General features: G+C 67.3%; 23 protein-coding genes and 1 riboswitch. Of the genes, 5 read left to right on the top strand and 18 right to left on the bottom strand.

Annotation, left to right across the window (positions count from 1 at the left end; translation table 11 throughout):
• Nucleotides 1-74: 74 nt before the first annotated feature.
• From ABTW65_RS13135 to rpsJ, 15 genes are all read right to left on the bottom strand, one after another.
• On the bottom strand, nt 75-260 hold the full coding sequence (locus ABTW65_RS13135; protein WP_011757321.1) for a type Z 30S ribosomal protein S14: 186 nt from the start codon (nt 258-260) through the stop codon (nt 75-77).
• Nucleotide 261: 1 nt separating this feature from the next.
• On the bottom strand, nt 262-822 hold the full coding sequence (rplE, locus tag ABTW65_RS13140; RefSeq protein ID WP_091052391.1) for a 50S ribosomal protein L5: 561 nt from the start codon (nt 820-822) through the stop codon (nt 262-264).
• A 2-nt stretch (nt 823-824) separates the two neighbouring features.
• The gene (gene rplX, locus ABTW65_RS13145) at nt 825-1,184 is read right to left on the bottom strand and encodes a 50S ribosomal protein L24 (protein ID WP_091052390.1); all 360 of its coding nucleotides are present in this window, start codon (nt 1,182-1,184) and stop codon (nt 825-827) included.
• On the bottom strand, nt 1,184-1,552 hold the full coding sequence (gene rplN, locus ABTW65_RS13150) for a 50S ribosomal protein L14 (protein WP_008361015.1): 369 nt from the start codon (nt 1,550-1,552) through the stop codon (nt 1,184-1,186). The genes rplX and rplN overlap by 1 nt, the downstream gene beginning before the upstream one ends.
• A gap of 172 nt (nt 1,553-1,724) precedes the next feature.
• Nucleotides 1,725-2,003, bottom strand: coding sequence for a 30S ribosomal protein S17 (rpsQ, locus tag ABTW65_RS13155; protein WP_091052388.1), 279 nt, complete (start codon nt 2,001-2,003; stop codon nt 1,725-1,727).
• A gap of 2 nt (nt 2,004-2,005) precedes the next feature.
• On the bottom strand, nt 2,006-2,248 hold the full coding sequence (gene rpmC / locus ABTW65_RS13160) for a 50S ribosomal protein L29 (RefSeq protein WP_008361011.1): 243 nt from the start codon (nt 2,246-2,248) through the stop codon (nt 2,006-2,008).
• Complete coding sequence (rplP, locus tag ABTW65_RS13165; protein ID WP_183544361.1) at nt 2,248-2,667, bottom strand: 50S ribosomal protein L16; 420 nt, start codon at nt 2,665-2,667, stop codon at nt 2,248-2,250. The genes rpmC and rplP overlap by 1 nt, the downstream gene beginning before the upstream one ends.
• Before the next feature lie 3 nt (nt 2,668-2,670).
• The gene (gene rpsC / locus ABTW65_RS13170; RefSeq protein ID WP_350660660.1) at nt 2,671-3,504 is read right to left on the bottom strand and encodes a 30S ribosomal protein S3; all 834 of its coding nucleotides are present in this window, start codon (nt 3,502-3,504) and stop codon (nt 2,671-2,673) included.
• Nucleotides 3,504-3,923, bottom strand: a complete 420-nt coding sequence (gene rplV, locus ABTW65_RS13175) for a 50S ribosomal protein L22 (protein ID WP_160027010.1) — start codon at nt 3,921-3,923, stop codon at nt 3,504-3,506. Before rplV ends, rpsC begins: the two co-directional genes overlap by 1 nt.
• Nucleotides 3,920-4,201, bottom strand: a complete 282-nt coding sequence (gene rpsS, locus ABTW65_RS13180; protein ID WP_008361004.1) for a 30S ribosomal protein S19 — start codon at nt 4,199-4,201, stop codon at nt 3,920-3,922. The genes rplV and rpsS overlap by 4 nt, the downstream gene beginning before the upstream one ends.
• 3 nt (nt 4,202-4,204) lie before the next feature.
• The gene (gene rplB, locus ABTW65_RS13185) at nt 4,205-5,041 is read right to left on the bottom strand and encodes a 50S ribosomal protein L2 (protein ID WP_091052382.1); all 837 of its coding nucleotides are present in this window, start codon (nt 5,039-5,041) and stop codon (nt 4,205-4,207) included.
• Nucleotides 5,042-5,057: 16 nt separating this feature from the next.
• Complete coding sequence (gene rplW / locus ABTW65_RS13190) at nt 5,058-5,354, bottom strand: 50S ribosomal protein L23 (protein WP_008360999.1); 297 nt, start codon at nt 5,352-5,354, stop codon at nt 5,058-5,060.
• The gene (rplD, locus tag ABTW65_RS13195; RefSeq protein ID WP_350660665.1) at nt 5,351-6,244 is read right to left on the bottom strand and encodes a 50S ribosomal protein L4, sunset domain variant; all 894 of its coding nucleotides are present in this window, start codon (nt 6,242-6,244) and stop codon (nt 5,351-5,353) included. Before rplD ends, rplW begins: the two co-directional genes overlap by 4 nt.
• Nucleotides 6,245-6,246: 2 nt before the next feature.
• Complete coding sequence (rplC, locus tag ABTW65_RS13200; protein WP_350660667.1) at nt 6,247-6,903, bottom strand: 50S ribosomal protein L3; 657 nt, start codon at nt 6,901-6,903, stop codon at nt 6,247-6,249.
• 10 nt (nt 6,904-6,913) lie between these two features.
• The gene (rpsJ, locus tag ABTW65_RS13205; protein ID WP_008360994.1) at nt 6,914-7,222 is read right to left on the bottom strand and encodes a 30S ribosomal protein S10; all 309 of its coding nucleotides are present in this window, start codon (nt 7,220-7,222) and stop codon (nt 6,914-6,916) included.
• A gap of 516 nt (nt 7,223-7,738) precedes the next feature.
• On the opposite strand from rpsJ, the gene ABTW65_RS13210 reads away from it, so the two are divergent.
• The 5 genes from ABTW65_RS13210 (at nt 7,739) to ABTW65_RS13230 (ending at nt 12,857) form a co-directional block, all read left to right on the top strand.
• On the top strand, nt 7,739-8,737 hold the full coding sequence (locus tag ABTW65_RS13210; RefSeq protein WP_350660670.1) for a glycerophosphoryl diester phosphodiesterase membrane domain-containing protein: 999 nt from the start codon (nt 7,739-7,741) through the stop codon (nt 8,735-8,737).
• Nucleotides 8,734-9,345 (top strand): DUF4129 domain-containing protein, encoded by a 612-nt coding sequence (locus ABTW65_RS13215; protein ID WP_350660672.1) that lies wholly within the window; start codon nt 8,734-8,736, stop codon nt 9,343-9,345. The genes ABTW65_RS13210 and ABTW65_RS13215 overlap by 4 nt, the downstream gene beginning before the upstream one ends.
• On the top strand, nt 9,342-10,484 hold the full coding sequence (locus ABTW65_RS13220; protein WP_350660674.1) for a DUF4350 domain-containing protein: 1,143 nt from the start codon (nt 9,342-9,344) through the stop codon (nt 10,482-10,484). Before ABTW65_RS13215 ends, ABTW65_RS13220 begins: the two co-directional genes overlap by 4 nt.
• Complete coding sequence (locus ABTW65_RS13225) at nt 10,481-11,464, top strand: AAA family ATPase (protein WP_350660676.1); 984 nt, start codon at nt 10,481-10,483, stop codon at nt 11,462-11,464. Before ABTW65_RS13220 ends, ABTW65_RS13225 begins: the two co-directional genes overlap by 4 nt.
• 91 nt (nt 11,465-11,555) lie before the next feature.
• Nucleotides 11,556-12,857 carry a DUF58 domain-containing protein gene (locus ABTW65_RS13230; RefSeq protein WP_350660679.1) on the top strand — a complete coding sequence of 434 codons (1,302 nt, stop codon included), beginning with the start codon at nt 11,556-11,558 and terminating at the stop codon, nt 12,855-12,857.
• A gap of 6 nt (nt 12,858-12,863) precedes the next feature.
• Here the strand turns inward: ABTW65_RS13230 and ABTW65_RS13235 are convergent, their stop codons facing one another.
• From ABTW65_RS13235 to ABTW65_RS13245, 3 genes are all read right to left on the bottom strand, one after another.
• Nucleotides 12,864-13,640, bottom strand: a complete 777-nt coding sequence (locus ABTW65_RS13235; RefSeq protein ID WP_350660680.1) for a class I SAM-dependent methyltransferase — start codon at nt 13,638-13,640, stop codon at nt 12,864-12,866.
• Between the two features lie 34 nt (nt 13,641-13,674).
• Nucleotides 13,675-13,780: riboswitch (guanidine-I (ykkC/yxkD leader) on the bottom strand.
• Nucleotides 13,781-13,811: 31 nt separating this feature from the next.
• Nucleotides 13,812-14,276, bottom strand: coding sequence for a hypothetical protein (locus ABTW65_RS13240; protein WP_350660682.1), 465 nt, complete (start codon nt 14,274-14,276; stop codon nt 13,812-13,814).
• Nucleotides 14,273-14,914: a nucleotidyl transferase AbiEii/AbiGii toxin family protein gene (locus ABTW65_RS13245; RefSeq protein WP_350660684.1), complete on the bottom strand. Its 642-nt coding sequence runs from the start codon at nt 14,912-14,914 to the stop codon at nt 14,273-14,275. The genes ABTW65_RS13240 and ABTW65_RS13245 overlap by 4 nt, the downstream gene beginning before the upstream one ends.

The raw sequence follows: 14,914 nt of genomic DNA on the forward strand, positions 1-14,914 counted from the left end.
CCTTTCTCGTAGTGGTTTCCTCACGACACAAAGTCATGAGGACCTTCAACGTCAGTGGTTGGAACGGTGATCGCTCACCAGGAGGACTTGGTGACGCCGGGCAGCTCACCGCGGTGGGCCATCTCACGCAGGCAGATACGGCACAGGCCGAACTTGCGGTAGACAGCCTTCGGGCGGCCGCAGCGCTGGCAGCGGGTGTAACCGCGAACCGCAAACTTCGGCTTGCGGGCGGCCTTCACCTTGAGAGCGGTCTTCGCCATCTCAGTTCTCCTTGAACGGGAAGCCGAGCGCCTTGAGCAGCGCGCGACCCTGGTCGTCGTTGGTGGCAGTCGTCACGAGGGTGATGTCCATGCCCCGCGAGCGGTCGATCTTGTCCTGGTTGATCTCGTGGAACATGACCTGCTCGGTGAGACCGAAGGTGTAGTTGCCGTTGCCGTCGAACTGCTTGCCGTTGAGGCCGCGGAAGTCCCTGATGCGGGGCAGCGCGAGCGAGAGCAGGCGGTCGAGGAACTCCCACATGCGGTCGCCGCGCAGCGTGACGTGCGCACCGATCGGCATGCCCTCACGCAGCTTGAACTGCGCGATGGACTTCTTCGCCTTGTTGATCAGCGGCTTCTGGCCGGTGATCGCGGTCAGGTCGTTGACAGCGCCCTCGATCAGCTTGGAGTCGCGAGCAGCCTCGCCCACACCCATGTTGACGACGATCTTGGTCAGACCGGGGATCTGCATGACATTCGGGATCTCGAACTCGGCCTGCAGGGCCGGGGCGATCTCCTCGCGGTACTTCGTCTTGAGGCGCGGGGCCACAGCGGTGTCGGTCATGATCAGATGTCCTTACCGGTCTTGCGCGAGATGCGAACGCTGCGCTCGGCGGCGTACGTCGACCCGTCGGGGCGACGCTTCTGGACCGTCTCACGGCGGTAGCCGACGCGAACCGGCTCGCCACCCTCGAGCAGCTGGACGTTGGAAACGTGGATCGGGGCCTCGGTGTTGACGATGCCGCCGGTGGTGCCGGCGCGGCCGCCCTGGTCCTGGACCTTGGTGTGCTTCTTGACGAGGTTGATGCCCTCGACGATGACACGGTCCTCCTGGGTGAGGACAGCGATCACCTTGCCGGAGCCGCCCTTGTCCTTACCAGCGATCACCTTGACGGTGTCGCCCTTCTTGATGTGCGAGCGACCCATCACAGCACCTCCGGCGCGAGCGAGATGATCTTCATGAACTTCTTGTCGCGCAGCTCACGGCCGACAGGGCCGAAGATGCGGGTGCCTCGCGGCTCGCCGTCGTTCTTGAGAATGACGGCGGCGTTCTCGTCGAAGCGGATGTACGAGCCGTCAGCGCGGCGGCGCTCCTTGACGGTGCGCACGATGACGGCCTTGACGACGTCACCCTTCTTCACGTTGCCACCGGGGATAGCGTCCTTGACGGTGGCGACGATGGTGTCGCCGATGCCGGCGTAGCGACGACCGGAACCACCGAGCACACGAATGCAAAGGATCTCCTTTGCACCAGTGTTGTCGGCGACCTTGAGTCGCGACTCCTGCTGGATCATTACTTCTCCTTGTCGAGCTGGTTCTCAACCGCATCCAGGGCGGTCGAGCCTTGCCGAACGTAATGGGATTTGATGGGCACAGGCCCAGCGAACAATGGTCGCTGGACCTGCGCCCTTTGGTCAATTTGGCGACGTTTGTCGCCAGCCGGATCCGTCTCTTACGAGACGAGGATCACTTGGCGCGCTCGACGACCTCGACGAGGCGCCACCGCTTGGTCGCGGACAGCGGCCGGGTCTCCATGACCAGGACGCGGTCGCCGATGCCGGCGGTGTTCTGCTCGTCGTGAGCCTTGAGCTTGCTGCTACGGCGCATGACCTTGCCGTAGAGCGGGTGCTTCACGCGGTCCTCGACCTCGACGACGATGGTCTTGTCCATCTTGTCGCTGACGACGAGGCCCTCGCGCACCTTGCGCGTGTTGCGCTCGGTGGTGTCCGTGGTGGACTCAGCCATGATCAGGCCTCCTCGGTGGTCTCGGTGCCCGGGGCCACGCGGATGCCGAGCTCGCGCTCACGCACCACGGTGTAGATCCGGGCGATGTCCTTCTTGACGGTGCGGAGCCGACCGTGGCTCTCCAGCTGGCCGGTGGCCGCCTGGAACCGGAGGTTGAACAGCTCCTCCTTGGCCTCGCGCAGCTTCGCCTCGAGGTCGACGTCGGTGAGCTCGTCCAGCTCGAACGCCTGCAGGGAGTTAGCCATCAGAACTCACCAGCCTCTCGCGTGATGAAACGGCACTTCATGGGCAGCTTGTGGATCGCGCGGCGCATCGCCTCGCGGGCCGTGTTCTCGTCGACACCGGAGAGCTCGAACATGACGCGGCCCGGCTTGACGTTGGCAACCCACCACTCGGGCGAACCCTTACCGGAACCCATGCGGGTCTCGGCGGGCTTCTTGGTCAGCGGGACGTCGGGGTAGATGTTGATCCACACCTTGCCGCCTCGCTTGATGTGACGAGTCATCGCGATACGCGCTGCCTCGATCTGGCGGTTGGTCACGTAGTGACCCTCGATCGCCTGGATGCCGTACTCACCAAACGCGAGCTTCGTGCCACCCTTGGCCACGCCAGTGCGCTTCGGGTGGTGCTGCTTGCGGTGCTTGACTCGACGGGGCATCAGCATGGGTCAGCCCTCCTGGGTCGTGGTCTCGGCGGCGGGAGCCTCAGCGGCAGCCGGCGCCTCAGTCTTCGCCGCGCGGTCAGCGCGGTTCGGGCGGTCACCACGGGAGCCACGCGACGGACGATCGCCGCCACGGCCACCACGGCCGCCGCGCTCGCCACCGCGACCCGGGACGCCCGCACGGGCGGCCTGGGCGGCCTGACGCTCGGCACGCGAGCCGGAGACCTCACCCTTGTAGATCCAGACCTTCACGCCGATACGGCCGAAGGTCGTGCGGGCCTCGTAGAAGCCGTAGTCGATGTCAGCACGGAGCGTGTGCAGCGGGACGCGGCCCTCGCGGTAGAACTCCGTACGCGACATCTCGGCGCCGTTCAGACGACCCGAGCACTGGATCCGGATGCCCTTGGCACCGGAGCGCATGGTGGTCTGCATGGCCTTACGCATCGCGCGACGGAACTGCACGCGACCGCTGAGCTGCTCGGCAACACCCTGGGCAACCAGCTGAGCGTCGACCTCGGGGTTCTTGACCTCGAGGATGTTCAGCTGAACCTGCTTGCCGGTGAGCTTCTCCAGCTCGGTGCGGAGGCGGTCGGCCTCGGCGCCGCGGCGACCGATGACGATGCCGGGACGCGCGGTGTGGATGTCCACACGGACGCGGTCACGGGTGCGCTCGATCTCGACCTTGGCGATGCCAGCCCGCTCCATGCCCTTGCTGAGCAGCTTGCGGATCTTGACGTCCTCGCCGACGTACTCCTTGTACTGCTTGTCGGCGTACCAACGCGACTTGTGGTCGGTCGAGATGCCCAGGCGGAAGCCGTTCGGGTTGATCTTCTGACCCATTACTTCTTACCGCCCTTCTCGACGACGTCGGCCGGCTGCACGACCAGGGTGATGTGCGAGGTCCGCTTGTTGATGCGGGTCGCACGACCCTGGGCGCGGGGACGCCAGCGCTTCATGGTCGGACCTTCGTCGACCATGGCAACCGAGACGACGAGGTCGTCACGGTCCAGACCCTCGGTCGTCACCGCGTTGGCGATGGCGCTCTCGAGAACCTTGTAAACAGTCTCGGAGGCTGCCTGCGGCGCGAACTGCAGCAGGGACAGAGCCTCGTCAACGGGCAGACCGCGGACCAGGTCGACGACGCGGCGTGCCTTCAGCGGGGTGATCCGCACGAAGCGGGCACTCGCGAAGGCACCCGGCTGGTCGCCGAGCAGGGAGTCGCGGCGGGCGCTGATGCGCTGCCGTTCGGTGGTGGTCATCGACGGCGTCCCTTCCGGTCGTCCTTGATGTGACCCTTGAACGTGCGGGTCGGGGCGAACTCGCCCAGCTTGTGACCGACCATCGAGTCGGACACGAAGACCGGGACGTGCTTGCGACCGTCGTGCACCGCGATGGTGTGACCGATCATCTCGGGCACGATCATCGAGCGGCGCGACCAGGTCTTGATCACGTTGTGAGTCCCCTTCTCGTTCTCGGCGTCGACCTTCTTCTGAAGGTGATCGTCGATGAAGGGGCCCTTCTTCAGGCTGCGAGGCATTGCTTACTTCCTACCCTTCCCGCTCTTACGGCGGCGGATGATCTGCGAGTCAGAGGCCTTGCGCTTACGCGTACGGCCCTCGGGCTTACCCCAGGGGCTGACCGGGTGACGGCCACCGGAGGTCTTACCCTCACCACCACCGTGCGGGTGGTCGACCGGGTTCATGACGACACCGCGGACGGTCGGGCGAACGCCCTTCCACCGCATACGGCCGGCCTTACCCCAGTTGATGTTGGACTGCTCGGCGTTGCCGACCTGGCCGACGGTGGCGCGGCAGCGCACGTCGACGAAGCGCATCTCACCCGAAGGCATGCGGAGCGTGGCCTTGGAGCCCTCACGAGCGACCAGCTGGGCGCTCATGCCGGCGGAGCGGGCGATCTTCGCGCCGCCACCGGGACGCAGCTCAACATTGTGGATGGTGGTACCAACCGGGATGTTGCGCAGCGGGAGGTTGTTGCCGGGCTTGATGTCGGCGGTCGGACCGGACTCCACGACGGTGCCCTGGCTGACGCCGACGGGCGCGAGGATGTAGCGCTTCTCGCCGTCGAAGTAGTGCAGCAGGGCGATGCGGGCGGTGCGGTTCGGGTCGTACTCGATGTGAGCGACCTTGGCCGGCACGCCGTCCTTGTCGTAGCGACGGAAGTCGATGATCCGGTACGCACGCTTGTGACCGCCACCGATGTGGCGGGTCGTGATGCGACCCTGGTTGTTGCGGCCGCCCTTCTTGGGAAGGGGCTTGGTCAGCGACTTCTCCGGCGTGGTCCGAGTGATCTCGGCGAAGTCGGCCACCGACGAGCCACGACGGCCCGGGGTGGTCGGCTTGTACTTACGAATAGCCATTTTCAGTCAGTCCTTCTCACGCGCCGAAGATGTCGATGCGGTCGCCCTCAGCCAGGGAGACGATCGCGCGCTTGGTGTCGGGGCGCTTGCCCAGGCCGTAACGAGTACGACGGGCCTTGCCCTTGCGGTTGATCGTGTTGACCGAGGTCACCTTGACGTCGAACACCTTCTCGACCGCGATCTTGATCTCGGTCTTGTTCGCGTCGGGGCGAACGATGAAGGTGTACTTGTTCTGGTCGAGGAGGCCGTAGCTCTTCTCGGAGACCACCGGCGCGATCAGGATGTCGCGGGGGTCGTAGTGCAGCGTGCTCACTTGTCGGCCTCCTTCTTCTTGCCGGCCTCAACGAAACCAGCCGCGATAGCGTCCTCGGCGGACTTGAAGTAGAACTCCGCCTTGGTGGACTCGTACCAACGGCCGCCCGGGGCGTGGAACTTCTTGTCCTTGCCCTTGACGTTGCCCTTGATGTCGAAGCCCTCGGGGGCCGAGCCGTCCTCGAGCGGCGCGACAGCGCCCTCGGGGAGGTCGATCTCCTTGGCGGGCTCGACAGCAGCCTCCTTGATCGCGTCCTTCTCGACCTCACCGATGGTGACGGTCTCCTTGGCGGCGACGACCGGCTTGCCCGAGATGAAGACCTCGAAGGCCGGCTTGGAGAAGACAACGTCGTCGGAGACGAGGACGTCGTAGGTGTTGAGCTGGTCGGCCCAGAGCAGGTGCACCTCAGGGGCGTTGCGCAGGCTCAGCGCGGCGACGGCCTCGGAGCGGTCCAGGACGACGAGGTAACGCTTGACGTCCGAGATCGCCTTGAGGGCGGTCAGCGCGGTCTTGGTCGAGGGCGCCTCGAAGGTGAACTCGGCCACGTGGATCTGGCCGGCACGAGCCCGGTCGGAGAGGGCACCGCGGAGAGCGGCAGCCTTCATCTTCTTGGGGGTGCGCTGGCTGTAGTCACGCGGCTGCGGGCCGTGGACGGTGCCACCACCGGCGAACTGCGGCGCGCGGGTCGAACCCTGACGGGCGCGACCGGTGCCCTTCTGCTTGTAGGGCTTGCGTCCACCGCCGCGGACCTCGCCGCGGGTCTTGGTGGAGTGCGTGCCCTGGCGCGCAGCGGCCTGCTGCGCGACGACGACCTGGTGGATCAGCGGGATGTTGACCTCAACATCGAAGATCTCAGCCGGGAAGTCGACCTTGACAGTCTTGATAGCCATGATCAGGCCTCCAGCTTCTTAGCAGCCGAGCGGAGGACCACGAGGCCACCCTTGGGGCCAGGGATGGCACCCTTGACCAGGATGAGGCCCTTCTCGGTGTCGACGGCGTGCACGGTCAGGTTCTGGGTGGTGACGGTGTCAGTACCCATGTGACCGGCCATGCGGACGCCCTTGAACACGCGACCCGGGGTGGCGCAAGCGCCGATCGACCCCGGCTTGCGGTGGTTACGGTGGGCACCGTGGGAAGCGCTGACACCGGCAAAGCCGTGGCGCTTCATGACACCCGCGAAACCCTTACCCTTCGAGGTGCCCGTCACGTCGATCTCCTCGCCGATGGCGAAGGTGTCGACGGGGAGCTCCTGGCCGGCGGAGTACGTCGCGGCGTCGGCGGTGCGGATCTCAGCCAGGTGGCGGCGCGGCGTGGTGCCGGCCTTCTCGAACTGGCCGGCGCCCGGCTTGTTCACCTTGCGGCCGTCGATCTCGCCGTAGCCGATCTGCACGGCGTTGTAGCCGTCGGCCTCGGGGGTGCGGACCTGGGTCACGACGTTGGTGTTCGCCGCGATGACGGTCACGGGGACGACGACGTTGTTCTCGTCCCACAGCTGGGTCATGCCGAGCTTGGTGCCCAGGAGACCCTTCACGTTGCGTTCGATCGTCATGTCGTCAACCTCAGAGCTTGATCTCGATGTCGACACCAGCAGGCAGGTCGAGCCGCATGAGGGAGTCAACAGTCTTCGGGGTCGGGTCGATGATGTCGATGAGGCGCTTGTGGGTGCGCATCTCGAAGTGCTCGCGCGAGTCCTTGTACTTGTGGGGCGAGCGGATGACGCAGTACACGTTCTTCTCGGTCGGCAGCGGCACCGGGCCGGCGACCTTGGCACCCGTACGGGTGACCGTGTCCACGATCTTTCGCGCCGAGGTGTCGATCACCTCGTGGTCATAGGCCTTGAGCCTGATGCGGATCTTCTGTCCCGCCATCTGTCTCTCTCGTCCTTCTTGGTCAGCGTGCCGCGTGCTACAGGCTTCCTCCGGCTGAGTCGGCCCGGTTGCTCACCTCTGGCTCCGACCCCCGAGGTCGGGCGTGTCGCATATTTTCTGCGCGCTACGCCGGCCTTCTCGAGGGGACCTTCACCATCAGCTTCACTGGAACCACGCCTTCGGGATGGGCACACGGCGACCACAGACCACATCCGGACAGGCTGATCAGCCTGCTCAGGTGACGCGATTCAGTAGTCAAGGTGTGCACACCCCAGCGAACAGTTCACTGGAGCAACCAGAGAATCTTGTCACGCGTACGCAGGTGGCTCCAAATCAACGATGTCGTCTGGGTCGCTCTGAGAGGATGCCCCCAACCGAGCGAGTTCGCCGGTCGTCGCGACGAGGAGCATCAGGATGTCAGGAGCGTGGCCACCCCCACCGGGTGAGCAACCTCAGCAGGGCGCGGCGAACCCGTCGACCCCGCCCCCACCGGGCCAGCCGGTGCAGTCCCAACCTGTGCAGTCTGTGCAACCAGGGTGGACCCAGCCGTTGCCGCCTACCCACAAGCCGGGAGCGATCCCGCTGCGTCCGTTGGGTCTCGGCGACATGCTCGACGGCGCCTTCCGGCTCGTACGCTTCAACCCCGGTGCCACAGTCGGCGCCTCGGTCCTCGTCGCAGCAATTGCGATGGCCATCCCGTTGGGCGTGACTGCGGCGATGACCTTCACCGGCGACAGCCTGGACTTCCTCGGCACCTCGCTCGAGGATCCGGCCTACACGCCGGGAACCTCCGAACTCATAGGTATGGTCACGGCGTTCGGGTCGTACGTCGTCGGTGCGGTCCTGCAGGGGTTCGGCATGATCCTGGTGTCGGGGATGATCTCGCACGTCGCTCACGCGGCGGCACTCGGCCGCAAGCTCACGCTTGGCCAGGCATGGTCGGCAACGCACGGCAAGCGCTGGCGACTGGTCGGGCTGGCGACACTGTTCGCCGTCTTCGGCGTGCTCTCCTGGATCGTCGCCGCGGTTCCTGTGGTCGTGCTCGCGGTCGTGGTGGACAGCCCCATTCCTGCGATCGTGGTCGGTCTCTTCATGATCCCGGTGCTGGTGGCCGGGTGGATCTTCGCCTCCACACGGCTCTACCTACTCTCCGTACCGTCGCTGATGCTGGAGCAGAACGGTGTCTTCGGCGCGATCCGCCGGGCATGGAACCTGTCGAGGGGCCAGTTCTGGCGGCTCCTGGGAATCGCGCTGCTGACCGCGATCATCGTCGGGTTCGCCTCGCAGATCGTCGCGTTCCCGATCAGCCTGGTCGGCAGCGTGGTCGCCGTGGTCGCGCCGGAGTACTACGTTCTGGCGACTCTCGGCAGCAGCGCCATCGCTCAGGTGATCGCGGCGGCCATCACGACCCCGTTCACGGGCGCGGTGACCAACCTGCAGTATCTCGACCAGCGCATCCGCAAGGAGTCCTACGAGGTCGAGCTGATGGAGCAGGCCGGGCTGCTGAGCAGATGATCCTCCTTCAACAGACTCCTCCTCTGACGCCGACGCCCGAGGAGGGTCGCTCCTGGCTTCGGCGCGAGCTGGCCGGGCCGGAGTACCACGACCTCGACCTCATCGAACGGATCCTGCGCTGGATCGAGCGCACCCTCTCCGATGGCCTCCCGTCGGCCGGCGAGGTGCCCTGGGCTCAGACCGTCGCCGCGATGGTCGTCTTCGCAGCGCTCCTGGTCGGGCTCGGTCTGCTGGTCTCGCGGGCCCGGCGCAGTCCCCGGGTCGCCCGCGACCGCAACGGCGACGTCCTCACCGACGAGTCGCTCTCCGCGGCCGCGCTCCGGGCGCGGGCCGAGGCTGCGTACGCCTCGGGGGATCACGGCGCCGCGGTGATCGACGGGTTCCGGGCCCTGGCCAGACGACAGGTCGAGCGCGGCCGGCTCGCGGACGACCCCGGGCTGACCGCAGCCGAGGTCGCGGCGAGCCTGGAGCGGGAGATGTCGCTCGAGGGCCGGGCCGGGCAGGCCGCGGAGCTGTTCAACGAGGTGCTCTACGGCGACCATCCAGCCACGCGCGAGCAGGCCGAGGGCGTACTCGCTCTCGAGCAGGAGCTGGCGGTGGCGCGATGAGTACGCAGGTCCCGACAAGCCCGGCAGACTCGACCGGACGACTGAGCTGGTTCCGACGGAACCGGCCGATTCTGTACGTCGCGCTGGCCTTCGTGATCGCGGTCGTCCTGGCGTACATCGCGACACCGAAGGGCGGAGAGTCCTATGCCCCCTACGACCCCGAGAGCCCCGATCCCGAAGGCACCCGGGCGCTGGTCCAGGTGCTCGAGGAGCACGGGGTCGACGTCGAGATCGTCCGCTCGTCGAAGCGCCTGGAGAGCACCGAGATCGGGCAGGACACGACGGTCTTCGTGACCGGCACCGACGCGCTCGGCGAGGACACCGCCTCCCGGCTGCGCGACCGCACCGACGACGCCGCCGACCTGATCCTGGCCGAGCCCGCGCCCTACGTGTCGGCGATGCTCGGCATCCCCTACGCCGTCGCCCAGACGCCCGAGAAGGTCGAGGCAGGCTGCGCCGACCAGCGCTGGGAAGGGCTCAGCATCCAGGCCGATGCGGTCACTGCGTACGACGCCGGCTCCTGCTTCCCGCACGAAGGCGGCGCGGTGCTGGCGCCTGCGGAGGGCCTCACCGTCTGGGGTGCGCCGCAGGTGCTGACCAACGACCAGATCCTGCGGGCGGACAACGCGGCGGTGGCGCTGCGGCTGCTGGGCGAGAACGACCGCCTGGTCTGGTACGTCCCCTCCCTCGACGACCTCGCCCCCGACGAGGCCCACTCCCCCAGCTCGTTGCTGCCGCGCTGGATCAACCCGGCCCTGTGGCTCCTGCTGCTCGCGGTCGTCGCCTTCGCCATCGCCCGCGGACGGCGGCTGGGTCCGCTGGCGGTCGAGCCGCTGCCGGTCCATGTCCGCGCCGGCGAGACGACGCGCAGCCTGGGCCGGCTCTATCGCCGATCCGGTGACCGCACCCATGCCGCGACGACGCTGCGGCAGGCCGCCCGCACCCGCCTCGCCCAGCGATTGCGGCTCGGGCGCGAGGCCGCCCCGGAGGCCGTCGTACGCGCCGTCGTCCAGCGCACCGGACGACCCGATCTCGAGGTCTCCGCGCTGCTCAACGATGCCCCGATCCAGAACGACCAAGACCTGATCACGCTGGCCAACGCGCTGGCGGCCCTTGAGGAAGAGGTACGACACCCATGACCCAATCCGAGACCATCGCCAACGTGTCGCCCGACGGCGCGCGGGAGCGACTCACCGCGGTCCGGGCCGAGGTCGCCAAGGCGGTCGTCGGGCAGGACGCCGCGGTCTCCGGGCTGCTGGTCGCGCTGGTGTGCGGCGGCCACGTGCTCATGGAGGGCGTACCCGGCACCGCCAAGACCCTGCTGGTCCGGTCGCTGTCGGCGGCGCTCTCGGTGGAGACCCGCCGAGTGCAGTTCACCCCCGACCTGATGCCCGGTGACATCACCGGGTCGATGGTGGTCGAGTCGTCCCACGGCGAGCTCACCTTCCGGGAGGGGCCGGTCTTCACCAACCTGCTCCTCGCCGACGAGATCAACCGCACCCCGCCGAAGACCCAGTCGGCGCTGCTCGAGGCGATGGAGGAGGGCCAGGTCTCGGTCGACGGCGTCACCCGCCCACTGCCGCGCCCGTTCCTGGTGGCCGCGACCCAGAACCCGATCGAGTACGAGGGCGTCTACCCGCTCCCCGAGGCCCAGCTGGACCGGTTCCTGCTGAAGGTCGTCCTGCCGGTGCCCTCGCGCTCCGACGAGGTGCAGATCCTCAACCGGCACGCCTCCGGCTTCGACCCGCGCGACGTCGCCGGCGCCGGGGTCACCGCGGTCGCCTCGGGCGCCGACATCGAGGCCGCCCGGCAGCACGTCTCGACGGTCCAGGTCTCCCCCGAGGTCACCGGCTACATCGTCGACATCGCCCGGGCGACGCGCGAGTCCCCGTCGCTGTCGGCCGGGGTGTCCCCGCGAGGCGCCACCGCGCTGCTCCGCTCCGCGCGCGCCTGGGCCTGGCTCGCGGGCCGCGACTTCGTGACCCCCGACGACGTGAAGTCGCTCGCCCACGCCACCCTCGCCCACCGCCTGGCCCTTCGCCCCGAGGCCGAGCTCGAGGGTGTCCAGGTCTCCCAGGTCCTCTCCTCCGCCATCGGCGCCGTCCCCGTCCCCCGATGACCACCCCCAGCCGAGACGTCAGTTCTGCAGGCCGAGACGTCAGTTCTGCAGATCGAGTCGTCAGCGATCACGTCGGCTCGAGGTCGAGCTGATGGCAATCACCTGGCGCGTCACACTTTTGATGCTGGCCGGCATCGTCCCGGTGGTGCTACGCCCGGCCGCGAGCACTGCTGCGGTCTGGATTTTGCTCGTCGTGGCGCTGGCGCTCCTCGACGTACTCCTGGCACCGAAGCCGGCGACCCTGGAGATCAGCAGGGTCCCGCTCGGCGGGATCAGGCTGGGCGAGTCGACGACGTCGGAGCTGATGGTCCACTCCCCCGCCCGCAGCTTCCGGGCCTTGGTGCGTGATGCCTGGCAGCCGACCGCCGGCGCTGGCCACAACCGCCATCGGATCCGGCTCGGTCGCGGCGACAGCACCAGGCTTCGTACGCCGCTGCAGCCGCGCCGCCGCGGAGATCTGCGAGCGTTGGGCGTGACGGTGAGGGCGTACGGGCCCCTGGGTCTGGGCGCCCGGCAGCGCACGATCCCGGTGGAGGGCTCGGTGCGGGTGCTGCCCGCCTTCGAGTCGCGCAAGCACCTGCCCTCGCGGCTTCAGCGTCTGCGCGAGCTCGACGGCCGGGCCGCCGTGCGGGTGCGTGGGCAGGGCACGGAGTTCGACTCGCTGCGGGAGTACGTCCGCGGTGACGACGTACGCTCCATCGACTGGCGCACCACTGCCCGCTCCCGCACCGTCGTGGTCCGCACCTGGCAGCCGGAGCGGGACCGTCGTGTGGTGCTGGTGCTCGACACCTCCCGCACCTCGGCCGGCCGGATCGAGGGCGCCGGCGGCGGCGTACCGCGGCTCGACTCGGCGATGGACGCCGGGCTCCTGCTCGCCGCCATCGCCTCCCGGGCCGGTGACCGGATCGACTTCATCGCCGGCGACCTGCGCGTACGCTCCCGGGTCCGGCTCGCCGGCCATCGCGACGTCACCCAACGGCTGCAGGAGGCGATGGCCGACCTCGAACCGGTCATCGCCGAAGCCGACTGGTCCAACCTCGCCGGCGCGGTCGCGGGCCTCGGGCGCCACCGCGCGCTCGTCGTCCTACTGACTCCCCTCGACCCGCACGCGATCGAGGAGTCGCTCCTCCCCGTCCTCCCGGTACTGACCCAGCACCACCGCGTCGTCATCGCCTCCGTCCGCGACCCCGAGCTCGAGGCCACCGCCGCCTCCCGCGACACCCTCGAGGACGTCTATGCCGCGGCCGCCGCCGAGCAGACCCTCCGCCGCCGCGACCACACCGCCGCCATGCTCCGCACCCTCGGCGTCGACATCGTCGACGCCGACGCCGAGTCCCTCCCGCCCGCTCTCGCCGACCACTACCTGCAGCTCAAGGCCACCGGTCAGCTTTGAGGTCGATCAAGCTTCAGACGCGTCGGGCTTCGACATCACCAACATCGTGATCGACTCTTGCGGCACCAGCGCACCGGGATCCTGACCCACCTCGGCCTCGAGCGCCGCGATGCCGGTGCGAAAGTCCTCATCGGGCATCCGCACGAGAGTCGAGAGCGTACGCAGCCGGAGCCGTTCGAACACCTCACCCTTGGTTTCCGCGGACGGCATCTCGACCCGTACGAGCCCGGGCGACCGCATCAGCCCAGCGGCCGAGAAGATCTCGATCTCCTCGGCGAGCGGGCGATACATCGCCGCATCCACCTCAGCACCGTGAGGGAAGTGCCGCAGCCACCAGAGGTCGGGCATCAGGTCACTGAACTGCGCACGGCACAGGAGTACGCCGCCAGGACGAAGCACGCGCGCGATCTCCTCGGCACCGCGAGAACGGTCCGTGACGTGATGCCAGGCAAGAAACATCAGGCAGTAGTCGACCGACTCGTCCTCGAGCGGGATCTCCTCAGCGCTGCCTGGCAGATAGCGGACATCCTCGTGCGCCGATGACCGCTTGGCCGTCTCGCGCATCCCTGTTGACGGTTCGACCCCGGCAACGGGCCCGAACGTATCGGCGAGCATCGGCGAGAAGCGGCCGGTGCCCGATCCAAGATCGAGACCGACGAGCGGTCTGCGCCGCGGCAATCGCTGGTCGAAGGCATCTGCCCAGGCGGCGTACTGCTCCGCCTTCAGTGCTCGACCACGGGCATAGTCGCGGTGGATGGGACCGTCATAGTTGGTCTTGGACATGAGCGCTCCTGGACGTGATCAGGTAGCGACTTCACTCAACCAGGCTTTTGTCCCGTCAGATGCCCTTCACCGATGGCGGTGAAGGGTCGCAGCGCTCGGACCAGGCGTGCCATGGCACCGGAACCCTAGCTGCGTCCCGTCGTGGCCCCAACGCTAATGCGTACCGGCATGTCAGTCGAGCAGGCGAAGATCGAACTGGTCAGCAACCGCAGAGTGAATGTCGGAGTCGGGCACAAGGTAGACAACGACACTCTGACTTTCGTCCGCGACGGAGACGAGATATCGACCCGCCTGCCAGAACTCAGCCGAAAAGGCATACGGCGCGACCTGGACGAAGCTTTCCCAGAGTCGGTCATCGGCCGAGTCCACAAGGCTCGTCATCGCATAGTTCTCGGACTCCGCTTTCGTTCCCTTGAGCGATCGCAGGAAGGCTCGGGCATCAACGACCGCAGGCGGCGCCTCCGCGAAGGCCGGCATGTCGGTCTGGAACTCAGATCCATGGGGCCGAAGCAGCCTCAACAGCGCTCGAACCTGATTCCGCTGCTCGTCCTCGGTCGCAACGTGCGGAAACTCCAGCGCGTACGCCTTGGGTCTGGCCGCTCTGGATCTCCGCCACCATGCCACTGGATCCCTCATTCAACTCGAAGCTCTTCAGACCAACCGTTGAAGAACGCCACCAGGTCGGGCACGGAATCTTCATCGAGCGGGAACTGTCGAGCGTTGATCTGATTCACTATGCGCGCCATCTGACCGAACACTCTCCGGTCGAACCCTAGGTCCCGCTCAGCCGCCAGCTCAAGCAGTTTCGGTTTGCCGAACCGTTGGGCGAGGTTGAACACATCGACGAAGTCCCGTGGGGCTGCACGGCCGAAGAGAGCCAGTGTCTTGCGCCCGGCATTCTCCTCCAAACCGATCGTTGGTCCGAGGAACGTGACCGTCGGCGGCAGGATGAGGCTGGCATCGATGCCGAGGTCGACCTCGATCTTGTCGTCGGCGCCGATGACAGAGAGGCGTACGAACTCGTCGGCCTCCCAGACGATCGCCGTCTGCCAACCACGATCGCGACATCTCGCGACGAATGCGGCTTTCGCGGCAGGCACGTCTCCTTCTCCACGTGCAGCGAAGAAGTCGAGGTCGTCAGTGACCCGCTCGACCGCACCTAACGCGATCAGCGCAGCACCACCTGCGAGGAGAAACCCTTCAGACTCCGGGAGATCGAAGAATGTGCGGGCAACTTCTTCCTGGAAGGCCGTGATGAGATCCGTCTGGCTCAT

This window comes from Nocardioides sp. NPDC127503 (assembly GCF_040302165.1).
Classification (GTDB): domain Bacteria; phylum Actinomycetota; class Actinomycetes; order Propionibacteriales; family Nocardioidaceae; genus Nocardioides.